Annotated in this window: 13 protein-coding genes; 6 read left to right on the forward strand and 7 right to left on the reverse strand. The window is 75.4% G+C overall.

All coding sequences use genetic code 11. From position 1 onward, the window contains the following. The first annotated feature begins 205 nt into the window (after window positions 1–205). Both R4Z63_RS01915 and R4Z63_RS01920 read left to right on the forward strand, forming a co-directional pair. Window positions 206–1,474 (forward strand): DUF418 domain-containing protein, encoded by a 1,269-nt coding sequence (locus tag R4Z63_RS01915; RefSeq protein WP_491522510.1) that lies wholly within the window; start codon window positions 206–208, stop codon window positions 1,472–1,474. A 452-nt stretch (window positions 1,475–1,926) separates the two neighbouring features. After that, window positions 1,927–2,850: a helix-turn-helix domain-containing protein gene (locus R4Z63_RS01920; protein WP_384444672.1), complete on the forward strand. Its 924-nt coding sequence runs from the start codon at window positions 1,927–1,929 to the stop codon at window positions 2,848–2,850. Between the two features lie 18 nt (window positions 2,851–2,868). On the opposite strand, the gene R4Z63_RS01925 is transcribed toward R4Z63_RS01920, so the two are convergent. From R4Z63_RS01925 to R4Z63_RS01935, 3 genes are read right to left on the reverse strand one after another with little or no spacing between them, the layout of a single operon-like run. Further along, window positions 2,869–3,222, reverse strand: coding sequence for a UBP-type zinc finger domain-containing protein (locus R4Z63_RS01925; protein WP_037922050.1), 354 nt, complete (start codon window positions 3,220–3,222; stop codon window positions 2,869–2,871). Continuing rightward, entirely contained in the window at window positions 3,219–4,700 is a 1,482-nt protein-coding gene (locus R4Z63_RS01930) for an ATP-binding protein (RefSeq protein ID WP_384444674.1), read from the reverse strand. Before R4Z63_RS01930 ends, R4Z63_RS01925 begins: the two co-directional genes overlap by 4 nt. After that, on the reverse strand, window positions 4,697–6,373 hold the full coding sequence (locus R4Z63_RS01935; RefSeq protein WP_037922886.1) for an NAD(P)/FAD-dependent oxidoreductase: 1,677 nt from the start codon (window positions 6,371–6,373) through the stop codon (window positions 4,697–4,699). Before R4Z63_RS01935 ends, R4Z63_RS01930 begins: the two co-directional genes overlap by 4 nt. 832 nt (window positions 6,374–7,205) lie before the next feature. Here R4Z63_RS01935 and R4Z63_RS01940 point away from each other — a divergent pair. Both R4Z63_RS01940 and R4Z63_RS01945 read left to right on the forward strand, forming a co-directional pair. Then, window positions 7,206–8,996 (forward strand): RNA ligase family protein, encoded by a 1,791-nt coding sequence (locus R4Z63_RS01940; RefSeq protein WP_384445010.1) that lies wholly within the window; start codon window positions 7,206–7,208, stop codon window positions 8,994–8,996. Next, complete coding sequence (locus tag R4Z63_RS01945) at window positions 8,983–11,820, forward strand: poly(A) polymerase (protein WP_384444676.1); 2,838 nt, start codon at window positions 8,983–8,985, stop codon at window positions 11,818–11,820. Before R4Z63_RS01940 ends, R4Z63_RS01945 begins: the two co-directional genes overlap by 14 nt. Window positions 11,821–11,843: 23 nt before the next feature. Here the strand turns inward: R4Z63_RS01945 and R4Z63_RS01950 are convergent, their stop codons facing one another. From R4Z63_RS01950 to R4Z63_RS01960, 3 genes are all read right to left on the reverse strand, one after another. After that, window positions 11,844–12,761 carry an NADP-dependent oxidoreductase gene (locus R4Z63_RS01950; protein ID WP_078556574.1) on the reverse strand — a complete coding sequence of 306 codons (918 nt, stop codon included), beginning with the start codon at window positions 12,759–12,761 and terminating at the stop codon, window positions 11,844–11,846. A gap of 156 nt (window positions 12,762–12,917) precedes the next feature. After that, window positions 12,918–13,133: a hypothetical protein gene (locus tag R4Z63_RS01955; protein WP_384444678.1), complete on the reverse strand. Its 216-nt coding sequence runs from the start codon at window positions 13,131–13,133 to the stop codon at window positions 12,918–12,920. 299 nt (window positions 13,134–13,432) lie between these two features. Beyond that, complete coding sequence (locus R4Z63_RS01960; RefSeq protein WP_384444680.1) at window positions 13,433–14,206, reverse strand: peptidoglycan-binding protein; 774 nt, start codon at window positions 14,204–14,206, stop codon at window positions 13,433–13,435. Window positions 14,207–14,806: 600 nt separating this feature from the next. On the opposite strand from R4Z63_RS01960, the gene R4Z63_RS01965 reads away from it, so the two are divergent. Next, on the forward strand, window positions 14,807–15,136 hold the full coding sequence (locus R4Z63_RS01965) for a hypothetical protein (protein WP_037922040.1): 330 nt from the start codon (window positions 14,807–14,809) through the stop codon (window positions 15,134–15,136). A 2-nt stretch (window positions 15,137–15,138) separates the two neighbouring features. Here the strand turns inward: R4Z63_RS01965 and R4Z63_RS01970 are convergent, their stop codons facing one another. After that, window positions 15,139–15,456, reverse strand: a complete 318-nt coding sequence (locus R4Z63_RS01970) for a hypothetical protein (RefSeq protein ID WP_037922039.1) — start codon at window positions 15,454–15,456, stop codon at window positions 15,139–15,141. A 90-nt stretch (window positions 15,457–15,546) separates the two neighbouring features. Here R4Z63_RS01970 and R4Z63_RS01975 point away from each other — a divergent pair, with 90 nt between their 5' ends. Next, complete coding sequence (locus R4Z63_RS01975; protein ID WP_384444682.1) at window positions 15,547–16,002, forward strand: hypothetical protein; 456 nt, start codon at window positions 15,547–15,549, stop codon at window positions 16,000–16,002. Window positions 16,003–16,017: the final 15 nt, after the last annotated feature.

Genomic DNA, 16,017 nt, shown 5'->3' on the forward strand with positions numbered 1-16,017 from the left:
CCGTTCACCTGGTTGGACCCGTCGCCTGTGCAACAGCGGGCACGGCCCGCGGGTTACGCCGGGCGCCGGGCCGTAGCCGGGCGACCGCGGCGCCGCCCCGTACGTCCTTATGAACGGGTTACGCCGTCGTTGGTACGGTGCCGGAGCGGACTGGCGGCATGAACACCGCCGGTCCGACCAACTTCGGGGCGGAGCGGGAACGGCAGTGGCGGGGACAGCGGCAGGGACCGGGCCCGGGACGGGCATCGGAGCCAGTGCCGGGAACGGGGCGGAGGGGCGCGGGCCGGACGGCGGCTCCGGCCGGCTGGCCGGCGTGGACGCGGTGCGCGGCATCGCCGTCCTCGGCATGTTCGCCGTGCATGTGGGTCCCGGCCCGAGGCCCGAGGGCGCCGGCTACCTCCTCGTCGCGGCCGACGGGCGGGCGCCTGCGCTCTTCACCCTCCTCGCGGGCTTCTCCCTGGTCCTCGCGCAGCGCGGCACGGACCCGGCGCGGCGCCCCGAGGGCTGGGCGTCGCGGTGGCGGCCCCTGCTGATCCGCTGCGCCGTCCTGGCCCTGCTCGGCCTGCTCCTGGCCTCCTTGTGGCCGGGGATCCTGGTCATCCTCGCCTTCTTCGCCGTGTACTTCCTGGCGGCCGAGCCGTTCACCCGGCTCTCCACCCCGGTGCTGACCGCGGTGGCGGGCGCGTCGGTCGTGGCGGGGCCGCTGCTGTCGTTCGCGCTGGGCCCGCTCTTCGGGTACGGGTCCTCCGGGCGCGGCCTGGTCCCCGAGGCCGCGGATCTGACCAGCTGGCCCGGACTGGGCACGGCCGTGTGCGAGCTGCTGCTGACCGGGGCGTACCCCCTGGCCACGTACTTCCCGTACGTCCTGGCCGGAATGGCCCTCGCCCGGCTGTGCGACGTGCGCCAGCGCGTGATGGCCCGGCGGATGGCGCTGTGGGGGACGGCGGCCGCGGTCGCCGGGTACGGGTCGGCCTGGCTGGCCACCCGTGTGTTCGGCACTCGGCAGCGGCTGCTGGAGGCGATCGCCGTCCATCATCCGGAGGCGTCGGCCGCCGCGGACCCGGTGCGGGAGGTGCTGGGCGGCCAGTTCGGCGCCGTGCCGAGCACGTCCTGGCACTGGCTGCTGCTGGCCGACCCCTACAGCCAGACCCCGTTGGAAACCCTCGGCAACGCGGGGGTCGGCTGCGCCCTCATCGGCCTGTGCGCCCTGGCCGCGCGGCACGCGGTCGGCGCCCGGCTGCTGCGGCCGCTGGCGGTACTGGGGGCGATGGCGCTGAGCGCGTACGTCGCCCACGCGCTGGTGCTGGCCGGCCCGGCCCACGGTGCCGCATCCTGGTCGGCGTGGATCGCCTTCAGCGGGGCGGCGCTCGTCCTGTCGTGGGCCTGGCAGCGGATCTGGGCCGACAGCCCGCTGCGCCGCGGCCCGGTGGAACACGCCCTGCGGCTGGCCACGCGGGTGGGCGGCCGCGCCTAGACCGGGACGCGTCGAGCTGTTCGGGTCCGTACCAGAGGTGGCCGGTGACCGGATCGATCCGGGCCGGGGCCGGCACGTCGGCTCCCTCGTATCCGTGGGTCCGAGCCCCCCACCCCCGTGGGGGGACTCCAACCGGACGGGATCTCCGTGCGCCTCCGGGTGCCGGGCGCCGCGAGAACGATCACAAAGCTAGGGCGTGGAGGGATACCCGGCCCATGGCAGCGGACGTCAGCAAGGGGACCGAACGCGCCACGGGGGGACCCGGCGCGCCGAATGACGGACATCGGGACCCAAAACGCGGCGATGAGCTGGCATTTCGGGCTGGTCTATGCTCACCCCCTGTGGTCTCGCATGCTCACCAGGGGACAACGTCCTCCGCTCTCGCCCGCCTGAACGTCAGTGCTGCGCGGACGCTCGGGATACCCCCCACCGGGTACGCCCACCTTTTGGGCATGGCGCCCGAGCACCTCCACGACGACCGGTACCGGCCCCCGGCCGTCACGAGCATCCGCATCGCGGAACTGGCGACCGTCCACGCCCCCTGGCCCGAAGTGGCCCTGCTGCTGGCCCAGCAGGCGGACATCGGGACGCTCGGGGTGTGGGACTACCTGATCACCTCCGCGCCCACTCCGCTCGAAGGCATCCGGGACGCCGCGCGCTACCTCGCCGCCGTCGTCGACACCGGCACGGACACGCTCGCGATCACCGAGGACGCCGGCAGGGTCACCCTCAACCACCTCAACCGGGCCGATCTGGCCCACGAGGCGGCCTGCGCCGTCCGCGCCTGCGCCCTCGGCCTGTACCTGCGCCGGCTGAGCGCGGCCGCGCAGCGGCGCCTGGTTCCCCTCCGCGTGTCCCTGGCCGCCGAGCCGCCCCGCCGGCACGAGCCGCTCATCGAGCTCTACGGCACCCGCAGCATCGAGTTCGGGGCGCCGATCAGCTCAATCACCCTGCGCACCGGCGACCTGACCGCCCCGGCACCGCACGCCCAACCCGGGCTGTCCGCCGTACTCCGCCGGCACGCCGACCACACCCTCGCCACCGCCGTCCCGCTGCGCGACTGGCTGGACCTCTTCCGCAGCGCGCTCACCTCCGTCCAGGCCGAGGGCACTCCGACCCTGTCCACCGTCGCGCGGCGTATGGCCGTCAGCCCGCGCACCCTTCAGCGCCGCCTCGACGAACACGGCACCACGTGGAGCGCCGAGGCCGAGGCCGTACGCCGGGAGCACGTCTCACAGCTGCTCCACACCACCGACCTGGGTATCGACGCGATCGCCGCCCGCAGCGGCTACGCCGACGCCCGGGCCCTGCGCCGGGCCGTCCAGCGCTGGTACGGCACCACGCCCGCCGCCCTGCGCCGCCACGGCCGCCCGTAGCGGTCGGCGCCGGGCGGGTCAGCGGTGCAGTCGCCGCGTCCAGTCCGGCGGCACCCGGCCGGCCGGGCCTGGGGCCGGCTGGTCCGCGGGGCGTTCACCCGGCGGGGCCAGCGCGGGCCCGGACGCGTACATCTCGTCGCCGTCGTAGTCCCAGAACCACTCCTCGCCCGGCTCGAAGCTCTGCACCAGCGGGTGTCCGGTGGACTTCCAGTGGGCGGTGGCGTGCCGGGCGGGCGAGGAGTCGCAGCAGCCGACGTGCCCGCACTGGGCGCAGCGACGCAGGTGGAACCACCAGCCGCCCACCGCGTCGCAGTCGGTGCAGCCGGCGCCGGTCGGCGGGACAGTCGGGTCGATCCCCTTGATTGCGGTCATGCGGGCTCCTGGGCTGTCTCGGTTCCGGGCGCGTTGTCCGGGTCCGGGTCCGGTGCGGTCAGCGGCAGCAGCACCTGGAAGCGGGTGTCGCCGGGCACGGACTCGACCTGGAGGCTGCCGTGGTGCTTGATGACCACGATGCGCCAGGAGATGTCCAGGCCGAGACCGGTGCCCTCGCCGACCGGCTTGGTGGTGAAGAAGGGGTCGAAGATGCGGCCGCGGATGTCGGCCGGGACACCGGTGCCGGTGTCCCGGAACTCCACCAGCAGCCGGTCCCCCTCGCGTGCCGTGCGGACCGTCAGGGTGCCGTCCCGGCCGGTGCCGGCGATGGCGAAGACGGCGTTGTCGATGAGGTTGGTCCACACCTGGTTGAGCTCGGCCGGGTAGGCGGGCACCTCCGGCAGGGAGCGGTCGTAGTCCTTGACCACCCGCACCCGGGGGCCGATCTTGCCGGACAGCATCAGCAGGGTGCTGTCGAGGAGTTCGTGGACGTCGACCACCCGGGTGGGGGCCCGGTCGAGCTGCGCGTACTGTTTGGCGGCGTCGACGAGGTGGGAGATGCGGGCGGTGGAGTCGTCGATCTCGTCCATCAGCAACTCGGTCTCGACCGAGTAGTTGAGCCAGCCGATGGCTCCCGGCAGGATGTCCTCGTCCACGGCCGCCGCGACCTGGTCGAGCCAGGCCGCGTCCAGTCCGGCCTGGACGAAGGTCGGTGCGATCCGCCAGCCCTCCGCGATGCCGTGGCCGTCGAGCCAGTCGGCGAGCTCGTCCTCCCGGTCGGAGGCCTCCAGCGGGCTGAGCGCGACCGCCTTCGCGACGCGTTCCACCGTGCGTTCCTGGACGTCGATGAGATCGGCGATCGCCTCGCGGGAGTAGTGGCCCTGTGCGATGACGGCGAGCTTGTGGCGCATCTTGCCGACGCGTTCGCGCAGGGTCGCGGTGGCCCGCACGGCTGCCGCGGCCGGGTTGTTGAGCTCGTGGGTGAGACCGGCGGACAACGATCCGAGAGCCAGCAGCCGCTCCCGCTGCCCGATGGCCCGCTGGGTGTTTCTCGCGCCGAAGAAGAGCCCCTCCAGCAGGTGCGCGGCCATCGGGAACCACTTCCGCATGAAGTCCGAGAACGCCTGCGCGGGCAGTACGAAGAACCGGGTCGGCTCGGTGACCCGCATCGAGTTGGTGTACGTCTGGGGCACCCGTTCGCCCAGGTAGGCCTGCATGGCTCCGGCATACACGCCGCGCTGCGAGGTCCGGCTCACCTCGACGTCGTCGGCACCCACCCGGCGGGAGAGGACGACGGTGCCCTCGATCATCACGTAGAAGCAGGTCGCGGGGTCGCCCTCGGTGTACACGGGGCCGGCGGCGAAACGCTCCACCCGGCCCTCGGAGCACAACTGCCCGAGCTGCTGCGGGGTCAGCTTCTCGAACAGGAACAGCGAGGCGATCTCCCGCGGGTCGCAGTGCGTGTCCGGCCCGCTCATGACTGCTCCAGGTAGCGGTGGGCGAGCATCACGGCCATGGCTCCCTCTCCGACCGCGGAAGCGACGCGTTTCGCGGACCGGGCCCGCGCGTCGCCGGCGACGAACACGCCGGGAATGTTGGTCTCCAGGTGGTAGGGCGGCCGGTCCAGCGGCCACTCCGCGGGCGGCCGACCGTCGGGGGTGAGGTCGGGGCCGGCCAGGATGAACCCGCGGTCATCGCGCAGCACCGTGCCGTCCAGCCAGTCGGTCAGCGGGGCCGCGCCGATGAAGACGAACATCCACTGGGCGTCGACGAGTTCCGTCGCACCGGTGGCGGTGTCGTACAGCGCCAGCCGCTCCAGGTGGTCCTCGCCGTGCGCGGCCCCGACGACGGTCCGGGTGCGTACCGAGATGTTCGGCGCCCCCTCGATCTGCTGGATCAGGTAGTACGACATCGACGCCGTCAGCGACTCCCCGCGCACCAGCAGTGTCACCGACTTCGCGCCCCGGGACAGGTACATCGCCGCCTGGCCGGCCGAGTTGGCGCCGCCCACGATGTACACGTCGTGTCCTTGGCAGGAGGCGGCCTCGGTCAGCGACGAGCCGTAGTACACGCCGCGGCCGGTGAGTTCGTCGCAGCCCGGTGCCGGCAGCTGCCGGTAGGAGACGCCGGTCGCGAGGATCACGCTGTGCGCGGCGACGGACGAGCCGTCGGAGAAGCGGACGACGCGCGCGGGACCGTTGGCCTCAAGTCCCGTGACCTCCCGGGCGGTGAGGATCTCGGCGCCGAACCTGCCGGCCTGGCGGCGGGCGCGTTCGGTGAGCTGGGCCCCGGACACGCCGTCGGGGAAGCCGAGGTAGTTCTCGATGCGGGAGCTCTGCCCGGCCTGGCCGCCGGTCGCCGACCGCTCGACCAACAGGGTCCGCAGCCCCTCGGAGGCCCCGTACACCGCCGCGCCCAAGCCGGCCGGGCCGCCGCCGATCACGACGAGGTCGTAGAAGTCCGCGGCCGGTGTCGTCGCGAGCCCCACGTGGGCGGCCAGATCGGCCGCCTCGGGCTCGATGAGCACCGTGCACTCGGGGGTGACGACCAGGGGCAGCCGCTGTCCGTCGGCCCCCGCCGCCTCCAGCAGCCGCCGTCCCTCCGGCTCGTCACAGGAGTACCAGCGGTACGGCACCTGGTTGCGGGCCAGGAAGTCCCGCACCTGCGAGGATCGGGCCGACCAGCGGTGGCCGACGACCTTGGTGGCGGGGACCGGGCGGTGGTCGCCGGCGCGCCAGGCGGTGAGCAGGTCGTCGACGACCGGGTAGAGCTTCTCCTCGGGCGGATCCCAGGGCTTGAGCAGGTAGTGGTCGAGGTCGACGACGTTGATCGCGTCGATCGCCGCGTGGGTGTCGGCGTAGGCGGTCAGCAGCACGCGCCGTGCGCCCGGATACACGCTCAGGGCCTGTTCCAGGAACTCGATGCCGTTCATCCGCGGCATGCGGTAGTCGGCGAGGATGACCGCCACCAGGTCGCCGCGCAGTTTCAGCTCGTGCAGCGCCTCCAGCGCGGACTCGCCGGACTCGGCACGCACGATCCGGTAGCCGGCGCCGTAGTGACGCCTCAGGTCGCGGGCCACGGCACGGGAGACCCCGGGATCGTCGTCCACGGTCAGGATGACGGTCCGCGCAGGTTCGGCGGCCTGTGTCATGCGTCTCCCAGGGGCGTCCCGGTCCGGCTGGGCGGTGAGCCGCCCGCGCCGGTTCCCGCCCATCGTATGTTCGATCGTCCGGTTCCGCTCCGGATGCCCGTGCCGGCCGCCCCGGTCGCCCCGCGTGGCGGCCGGGCGCCACGGAGCGTGTGTGCCCGGTGCACGCCGGGCGCACGGGACGGGGGTGCAGGAGCGGTCTCCGCAGGGTTCCGGGTCCTGGGAGCACCGTCACCCGACCGTGTGATCGGCGCGGTCCGCGCGCCGCCGGTACGGCAGGGTGGTCGGATGCAGCTGCGCCGGGCCCTGCCCCTGACCCTTGCCGCGCTCGTCATGGCCTCCGGATGCGTGACGGTGCGTCCCGCGCCCGTCACCTCACCGGACACTCCGCGGCCGGCCGCCGGGAGTCGCGGCCTGCCGCGTGAACCCACCGCTGCCGCCCTGCCGTTGGGGCGGCTGCCGGCGGTGACGGGCACGGAACCGGCGCCAGCGCCTGAGCCGGAATCGGAGTCGGAGTCGGACAGAGCCGCGTCCCTGCGGGCGTCCGCGCCGCACCGGCCCGTGCGCCCGCCGCGCAGGGCGAAGCCGCCCAGGTCCGTGAGAACGGTGAAACCGGCGAAGCCAGCGGCCCGGGGGAAGGCCCGCCCGCAGCCGGCGGTGCCGCCCACGTCCCGTCCCGCCACGGGGCGTTCGTACGACATGACCGCACTGTGCGAGGCGGCCAGGGGCACGGTGTCACCGGCCATCGTGGCGCTCTGCCGCTGAATTGGCTGGATCCACCCGCTCGCGCATACCTAAAGTGACGGCGCACCACGTCGTCGAGCCGGAGCGGATCATGCGCACCCACTATCCTCGTACGCCCCATCTTCCCTGGTCGCCGGGGGCCGCGGCGGACGACGTCCGGGCCGTCGGGTCCGCGGGGCTGACCGGCCGGGAGGTCGTGGTCACCGAGAAGCTCGACGGGGAGAACACCACCCTGTACGCCGACGGGCTGCACGCCCGCTCGCTCGACTCGGGCCACCACCCCTCACGGGCCTGGGTCAAGGGCCTCCAGGGGCGGATCGGCCCCGGTATTCCGGCGGGATGGCGGGTGTGCGGGGAGAACCTCTACGCCCGGCACTCGATCCCGTACGAGGACCTGGACAGCTGGTTCTACGGATTCTCGGTGTGGGACGGGGAGCGCTGTCTCGACTGGGACCGGACCGTGCGATTTCTGCACGGCCTGGGTGTGCCCTCCCCGCGGGTGCTGTGGCGCGGCACCTTCGATGAACGCGCGCTGCGCAGGCTGAGGCTGGACACCGCCCGGCAGGAGGGCTACGTCGTGCGCACGGCCGCCGGTTTCGACCGTGCGGACTTCGGGCGGTGCGTGGCCAAGTGGGTGCGGGCCGGTCATGTGCAGACCGACACGCACTGGATGCACGCGCAGGTCGTGCCCAACGGGCTCGGGAGGGCGGCCCCGTTGTGGGCGGTGCGTTCCGGCGCCGAGCCGGATGTCGCGGCCCTGTCGGCCGCCGTCGGCCCGCCCGGATCCGCGGCTGCGGGCACCGGGGCGAGACCCGGTGCGGAGGCGGGGGCCGAGGTGGCGGAGGCCACCGCCCGGATCGACGCGTCGGGGAAGACCGGCGAGGACCGGCTGGCCGGGGTGCTGGCCGCGGTGCTGCGCCGCGAACCGCGTGCCCGGGTCGCGGCGCGGCTCGCGGCCGGACCGGCCGGAATGGCGCTCGCCCGGCGCGTCGGCGACCTGCTCGGGCTGTACCCCCGCCTCCAGAGGCCGTTCCCCGACGCCGACCGGCGGGCCGGGCTCGTACGGTTGGCCGCGGCGGCCGATCTCGGCGTGCTGCACGCACTCGCCGGGGCACTGGCCGACGGACCCGGCGCGCGCGAGTGCGTGGAATGGTCCGCGCTGTGGGCCGCGGAGGCGGAGCTGCTGGGCGGCCCGGATCCGCTGGAGTGCCTGCGCGAGGCACTGCGTGAGCCGCTCGCCGGGCTGGAGGCGGCCGCGGCCGACCGCTGCTGGGCGGAGGCCCGACGCGCGTTCGCGGACGGCAGGATCTCCGGAACGGCGGTGGAGGAGGCCGTGGCGGCGACGTGGCAGTGGCGCGGCGGATCGTTTCCCCGGCTGGTGCAGCTGTGCGGCCCCTCAGGCAGCGGGAAGAGCACCTTCGGCCGCGGCCTGCCCGGCGTGGACGCGTACGTCTGCCTCGACGACCTGCGCGCCGCCCGGGGCTCACGTGCGGACCAGCGGGCCAACGCGGACGTGCTGCGCGAGGGCCTGGGCCGGCTCGATGCCGCCCTGGCCCGCGGCGGGACGGTGGTGTGGGACGCCACCTCGCTCACCGAGCAGCAGCGCGGGCCGGTCGGTGCGGTCGCGCACCGCCGCGGCGCGCTGGTCACCCAGGCCGTGGTGCTGGTCGAGGAGGGGGAGCTGGAGCGCCGCAACGGCGTGCGCCCGCACCCGGTGCCGGCGCAGGTGCTGGCCTCGCAGCTGCACCGGTTCAGCCCGCCGTACGCGGGCCGGGCGCACCGTACGTGGTACGTCGGCGCGGGCGGCAACGTGGAGGACACGGCCGGGGGCCTCGCTCCCGGCGCGGTCACGGCGGGCGGGGGTTGCGATGCGCACCAGTGAGCAGCTCTACCACCAGGTCCGCTGGGACCCGCGGTTCGATCCGGCGCGGTTCGTGTTCGGCGTGCTCCAGCGCGGGGCGGCGCCCAAGCGGGTCCCGCTGCCCTCCTTCGTGCCCGGCGGGGACATCCCCTGGCACCGGGTGCTGTTCGTCGAGGCCGACGGCGAGCTGGTGTGGGACCGGGCCACCGGTGTGGACCTGATCGATGCGACCGGGGCGGGCCGGGTCCGTGACCCGCGCCTGCTGCGGGCCCCCTTCTTCACCGCGCGGACCCCGTACGCGTGGGATCCGGCGGGCGGCGGCGGGTGGCGGCCCGCCCCGGCCGCTCCCGTGGACGCCGCGGCGGCGCCGGCCTCGGTGCGCCTGCTGACCTGGAACACCCTGTGGGACCGCTACGACGCGCCGCGCATCGCCACGGCCCGGCGCAGACCGCTCCTGCTGGACGACCTGGCCGCCGCGGACGCCGACGTGATCGCCCTCCAGGAGGTCGAGCCGGAGTTGCTCGGCATGCTGCTGGCGGCTCCGTGGGTGCGGGCCGGGTTCACGCTGGGCACGGATCCCGGCGGCCGGGACGTCGCCGCGTACGGACTGCTGGTGCTGAGCCGGCTGCCGGTGCGCGAGGCGGGCCTGCACGCCCTGCGTCCGCACAAGGCGGTCACCGCTGTGGCGGTGGATACCGCTGCCGGACCGCTGGTGGTGGCCGCGACCCACCTGACCAGCGACCACAGCGAGAACGGGGCCGGGCGGCGGGAGGCCGAACTGGCCCGGCTCGCGGAGGGCCTGGGCGGTGTCGAAGCCGGTGTCGCCCTGCTGGGCGACTTCAACGACGGCCGCCACGGGGTCGAGGGGCCCGCACCCGCGCTCGGCATGCGGGACGCCTGGTGCGAGGTGCACGGGACGGCGGACGCCACACCGACCTTCGACCCGGCGGTCAATCCGCTGGCCGCGGTGGGTTCCCTGTCGGGGCGCGCCGCCCGGCTGGACCGGATCCTGCTGGGCCCGACCCCGGCCCGGGTGACGCGGGCGGCGCTGCGCGGCGCCACCCCGGCCCCCGACGGGCTGTTCGTCTCCGACCACTTCGGCGTGGAGGCGACGGTGGAGTTCGGGTCGCCCGGCGCGGGACCGGCGCGGCTCGACGTACCGGCGACGGTGCGGACGGCCGTCGCGTGGCTGCCGCCCCGCCTTCCGGAGGCGGTGCGGGAGGTGCGCCGCGCACACGACCCGGCGCAGGGGCGCTGGCCCGCACACGTGAACCTGCTCTTCGGCTTCGTACCGGAGTCCTCCTTCGGCGAGGCCGTCCCGCTGCTGGCCGACGTCGCTGCGGGGACCGCTCCGTTCGACGTCCGGCTGGAGGGGGTGCACAGCTTCGGCCACCGCGAGGAGGCCACCCTCTGGCTGGACCCGGCGGCTGGTGGTGAGGCGCCGTGGCAGGAGCTCCGGCGAGCGCTGGAGGACCGCTTTCCCGGCTGCCGCGGGCGCTCCGACGGGCCCGGGGGCTACACCCCGCACCTGACGCTGGGGCGCAGCGGCGACCCGCAGCGGGCGGCCCGGGAGTTCGCGGCGAGGCTGGGCGGGGCGGTGTCCGCGCGGGTCGGGGAGCTCGCCGTGCTCTCGCGGCGCGGGGACGGACCGATGCGGGTGCGGGCGGTGGTGACGCTGGGGACGGGTGAGGTCCGCCGCGCTTCGGAGCCCTTGCCCGGGCCCCGGCCCGAAGGCGGGTCCGACCACGCCGATGCGGTGGTGGCGCGGATCGGCGCCGCGCTGCCCGGCGCGCGCGTGCACGTGGCCGGCTCGCGCCGGATGGGCTGCGAGCTTCCGGGGGCAGATCTGGACCTGGTGGCGGCGCTGCCGGGGACCGTTGACGTTGCCCTGGTGCGTGACCGGGTGGCGGCCGCGCTGCCGCGTGCCCGTGGGCTGCGCGAGGTGACGGGCGCCCGGGTGCCGGGCCTGCGCCTGTGCGTCGGGACCCTGTCCGTGGACCTGGCGGTGGTCCCCACCGGCGGCCTCGACCCGGCGCTGGCGGTGGCGCGGCGCGGGGAGCTGGGTGAGGCGGCCGCCGTCGCGCTGAGCGCGGTGAGCGACGCGGACGCCGTACGGGAGGCAGTCGGCGCCGGGCATGCCGCGTTCGCCGGGCTCGCGCGGCGGGTGAAGGCGTGGGCGCGGGCCAGGGGTCTGGACTCGGCGCCGTTCGGGGGCCTGCCGGGGCTGGCCTGGTCGGTCCTCGCGGCGCGCACGGTCCGGGAGGCGGGGGTCCTGCCGGCCGACGACCTGGTGCGGGAGTTCTTCGGGCGGTGGGCCGCCTGGGACTGGCGCGAGCCCGTCGCGTTGGGGGTGTCCGCCGCGGGGCCGGATCCGGTCACGGTCCTCACCCCTTCCGAACCGGTGCGCAGTTGCACCGCCCAGGTGACACCAGGCCTGCGGGACTTCCTGGTGCAGGAGTTGTACGGGGCCTGGGAACTGCTGGAGTCGGGGCTGGAGGTGGACGCCCTGGCCTCGGCCGCCCCCGCGCCGCACCACCGGCACGCGGCCTGGGCGGTGGTGACCGTGCGGGCGGCCGAGGCGGAGTTCGAGGAGGTGCGGGGACGGGTGCGCGGGCGGCTGCGGGCGCTCCTCGGTGCGCTGGAGGAAGCCGGTGTCACCGGGGTGCACGCCTGGCCCCGCCCGTTCGAGTCCGGGCCGGGCCTCGCTCGGTACGCGATCGGCCTGGGCGCCGCTCCGCCGGACTCCGCGCGGCTGGCCAAAGTCGCCGACCGCTGGCGGGCGGGTCTGCGCGGGGTGGAGGTGTCCTGGGCGGCGGGCGGTGAGGTACCGGACCTGGTCGCCTGAACCACGGGCCCCGGTGGTCGGGGTCAGACCTCGATGATGATCTTTCCTGGGGTGTGGCCGCCCTGGCTGAGTTCGAAGGCGGCCGCCAGTTCGTTCAGCGGGAAGGTCTTGGCGACCGGCACCTTGAGCTGTCCGCTGTCGGCGAGCCGGCCCAGTTCGGCCAGGTCGCTGCCGACGGGGCGGACCCAGATCCATTCGCCGCCTGATCCGAGCACGCTGGGGTCGGCGATGGACGCGTGCCGGCCGTCGTCGTGGAGGACCTCCCGGGTGACGCCGCCCACTCCGCCGACGAAGTCCGCGACGACGGTGGGACCGTCGGGCACGAGGGCGCGGACGCGTTCGGCGAGCCCGTCGCCGTATTCGACGGGCTCGGCACCGAGTTCGCGCACCCGGTCGTGGTTGCGCGGGGACGCCGTGCCGATGACGCGGGCGCCGAGCGCGCGGGCGATCTGCACGCCCAGGGAGCCGACGCCGCCGGCGGCGCCGTGGATGAGGACGGTGTCGTCCCTGCCGGTGCCGAGGCGGGTGAGCAGCTGGTAGGCGGTGAGTCCGGCGAGCGGAAGTCCGGCCGCCTCGGCCCAGCTCAGCGAGGCCGGCTTGGGCGCGAGGGCGCGTACGGGCACGGTGACGAACTCGGCGCATGTCCCGCCGTGCACGTAGTCCTTTCGGGCGTAGGCGATGACCTCGTCGCCCTCGGCGTACTCGGGGACGTCGATGCCGACCTTCTCCACGGTGCCGGAGACGTCCCAGCAGGGGACGACCGGGTAGACGACGTCCATGAGAGGGTCGAGCCCGCCCGCCATGATCTTCCAGTCGACGGGGTTGACGGCGGCGCACTTGACCCGGACGAGGACCTCGCCGGGGCCGACCTTGGGCAGCGGCAGCCTGGTCTCGGAGAGCACCTCCGTCCCGCCGTACGTCTCGTATGCCATCGCCCGCATGGTTTCCTGGCCGCTCCGGCCCGACTCGGACATGTACCCGACCTCCGTGTGCTGGTGGACCCCGCTCCGGCCCATCCCACCACGCTCCCGCCGCCCCGGCTGCTCGGACACGGCCGGCCGGCCGTCACCGCCCGCTCGGGGGCGCCCCCGGAGGCCTCAGGGGTGCACGGGAAAGGCGGCCTGGAACCCGAGCCGCCGGTCCGCGCCCTCAGAGATCCGCCCGAGCACCTCGTCCAGCTCCAGGTACGCGGCCCAGCGCTCGACGCCCGTCGCAGCGGCGAGCCGGGCCGTCAGGAGGTCCTCCAGGTCCTGGACGCGCTTGCCCTTCCACACCTTGTCGGCAGTGCTGACCAGTAGTTCCTCGACGCTCACGGAGCTCCCGTGCCAGGTGGCGTGGGTGGCTGCGAAGCGGGCCAGGTGCGCGGGGAATCCGTGCGCCCGCAGGAGTTCGCAGCCCGGCCACGGCCTGCGGCAGGGGCCGCACGAGCGGCTCCCCCGGGGTCTCGAGCGCCCGGGTCAGGGCATCCGCAGCAGGCATCCGATCACCCTGCCGGAATGCGTACCGGTCGGGCAAGGCCGGAGGAACACCCCTGGAGCCTGGTCACTCGTACTCCGTGCCGCCCTTGCCGGTCGGATAGGCCGGGCTGACCGCCTTGGCCACGACGCCTCCGCTACTGCATGGCCGCCTGGGTGTTCGGCCCGTAGACGCCCTGGGGGTCGCCCTTGATGGACCGGTCGCGCTGGAGCTGGCCGACACCGCGCTTGGTCTGGCCGTCGTAGACGCCGGTCACGGAGACGTACGTGAACCCCTGCCCGTAGAGCATCTCCTGGAGGGCCCGCACCTCGGGCCCGCTGTCCCCCATGCGCAGGGTCACGAACGCGCTCGACGGCCGCGGGGCCGACGTCCTCGATGCGGTCTGCGACTTCACCCCCGGACTCGCCGTCGCGCCCGGCGTACCGGTGGCGGAGGCCGACGGTCCGGCGGACCGGACGGACGGCGCCGGCCCCGGGGCGTGCGTACCGGCGTCCGGGCTGCGGGCCGGGAGCGCCGGCAGGGACAGGTCGGCCGGCGGGTCGGCGCGGGTCGGCCGGGTGTCGGGACCGGTCAGCAGGAGCACGAGGGCTCCGACGGCGCCGAGCGCGCACACGCCGGCCACGGCCGCCGGGATCCGGCTGCGGCGGCCCGCTCGCGCGGATCTCCGGGCCCCCCGGTGCCCGGGCGCGGGGTCCGCGACGGGCCCGGTCAGCGGTGCCGGCCCCCCGGCAGCCATGCCGTCTGCCGGCCCGCCTGTCGGACCGTGTGCCGGGCCCGGGAAGGCGAACGGGCCGCTCTGCGGCCAGGAGGGAGCCTCCGCTCCCACCGGAGGTCCGGAGTGTGCGACGTACGGGCGTACGAGCGGGGAGTCGTCGGGCACGAGCCCGTTCTCATCGTGGTCCTGGGACATGGCTGTCTCCCGGCGGGAGCGGAGGCCGGCGCGGCAGAGCGGTGCCGGTCCACGCCCGGCCGGTCAGGCCCTGCGCCGCCGGGCGGCGGGGGCGGGAGAACCGCAGATCACGGACGGGGCGAGGGGGGAGCGAACCGGTATGGACATCTGGGTATCTCCGAGGTGCGGCTCGAACTGTGGTTCTTGATCGGGCGCACTCTCGCCGTCCGGCACGGGCCGGGTCAAGCCGCACGCCCGAAACACGCACATCCATCCCTTCTGTCGGGGGCGATCCGCGCGGAGCGGGAGTCGCTGCGGCCGCGCGCGGCGGTCCGCGTGCGGAGGGTCTTCCGCTCCCGGGGGCGGCCGGTGGCGCGCCTCCCCGCCCCGTACGTCCGTGCCGGTCCCCCACACCTGCCTCGCCCGGTGTCGCCAGACGCCCGCCGTCACCCGGACGCGTGAGGCGGACGGCGGACCGCACCCGGCGGTACGGCAAGGTGGTCGGATGCAGTTACGCCGTGCCCTGCCCCCTCTCCCTCGCCGCGCTCCTGGCGAGCGCCGGCTGTGTGTGCGTCGGCCCGCACGACCCGGCTGCGGCTCCCTCCCCGCGCAGGAGGGTCCGTGCCCTCGGCCGACGGGCCCGAGCGGGCCGCGCCGCCGGCCCTGCCGCTGGGGGAACTGCCCCCGGCCGTCGGGACCGGTCCGGCCCCGGGCACCGCCCGGGCGCCTGCTGCGGGTCCGGACCGGACGCCCGCCCCTGCCTCGCCGGGCGAGCGGCCGCGGGTGCAGCGGGCGGCCCCGCCGCGACACAACCGGCTGCCCGGGGCCCCGACCGCGCACCCGCACCGCCGGCCGGCGCCGCCGCCCCGCCTGGACGAGCTGTGCGCGGCCGCCGACGGTGTCGTACCACCGTCGGTGGTCGACCTGTGCCTGCGGCAGTACGGCCGCTGAGCTCAGCCTCCGTGCACGCGGCCGCGGGGGCGGCGTGCACGGGCGCGGGCACAGCGCCGGGCCGTGTCACGGCGCGCGGTGCGCAGCCGGTGCAGGGTGGTGCGGCCGCGCCGCTTCCACTCTCCCCTCGGCAGGGCGGCCCGCTGTCCGCCGCCCGCGATCAGGGCATTGACCGGGGTCATCGGGTCGGCGGCCATCGCCTTGGCGAAGAGGACGCCGACGACGAGCGGGACCAGAGCTCCGGCCAGGGCCGACCCGGCGGTGGTCACCTGCCGCATGCGCGGACGGGCGGTCGGGCTGTGCGGGGCGTCGTCGTTCATGGCCTCATTCGACCAGCGGCGGCGCTCCGGGGAATCGGGGCGGATACTCAGGCCGTTGGGCGTGAGGTACTCAGCCGGGAGGGTGGCGGGGTGGCGGCGGATCCGGGGCAGGGCTTCGAACCGGCGACAGGCGACGGCGCGGCAGCGCCACCGGGGCGCCGGGAGGCCGGGGTGCGCACGGCGTACGAGGGGCTGTTGCAGATCCGCCGCCTGGTCAACGGCCCCGCGGGCGCGGAGGTTCCCGCGCCCTGGGAGGTACGGCAGCCGCTGCGGGCGGTGGCCCTCGCACTGGAGGCGGCCGGGATCACGCCGTCGGCGCTGGACGCGGACGGGCGCCGTACGCGGACGGGCTACCGGGTCGCCGTCGCAGAGGGGGCGGGACGGCTGGAGGTGACCTGGGTCGGTCCAGTAGGTGGAGGCGCGGCCGGGGAAGAGCGGGAGCGCCTGGCGGCCTGCGCGGCGGCGCTGGAGGAGCTGGGGTGGGTGTGCCTGCTGTACCGGGGCGCCCGGCGGCGCCGGTTTCTGGAAGTGGAGCCACCACGCTGACCGGAGCGGGCCGGG

The sequence above is a fragment of the Streptomyces sp. PL-29 genome (genome assembly GCF_058344425.1).

Bases quoted from the DNA above. Each gene is read 5' to 3' on its own strand.
- R4Z63_RS01920 (WP_384444672.1), top strand. From the start codon at position 1,927: ATGGCGCCCGAGCACCTCCACGACGACCGGTACCGGCCCCCGGCCGTC.
- R4Z63_RS01925 (WP_037922050.1), bottom strand. From the start codon at position 3,222: ATGACCGCAATCAAGGGGATCGACCCGACTGTCCCGCCGACCGGCGCC.
- R4Z63_RS01930 (WP_384444674.1), bottom strand. From the start codon at position 4,700: ATGAGCGGGCCGGACACGCACTGCGACCCGCGGGAGATCGCCTCGCTG.
- R4Z63_RS01935 (WP_037922886.1), bottom strand. From the start codon at position 6,373: ATGACACAGGCCGCCGAACCTGCGCGGACCGTCATCCTGACCGTGGAC.
- R4Z63_RS01940 (WP_384445010.1), top strand. From the start codon at position 7,206: ATGCGCACCCACTATCCTCGTACGCCCCATCTTCCCTGGTCGCCGGGG.
- R4Z63_RS01945 (WP_384444676.1), top strand. From the start codon at position 8,983: ATGCGCACCAGTGAGCAGCTCTACCACCAGGTCCGCTGGGACCCGCGG.
- R4Z63_RS01950 (WP_078556574.1), bottom strand. From the start codon at position 12,761: ATGCGGGCGATGGCATACGAGACGTACGGCGGGACGGAGGTGCTCTCC.
- R4Z63_RS01960 (WP_384444680.1), bottom strand. From the start codon at position 14,206: ATGTCCCAGGACCACGATGAGAACGGGCTCGTGCCCGACGACTCCCCG.
- R4Z63_RS01970 (WP_037922039.1), bottom strand. From the start codon at position 15,456: ATGAACGACGACGCCCCGCACAGCCCGACCGCCCGTCCGCGCATGCGG.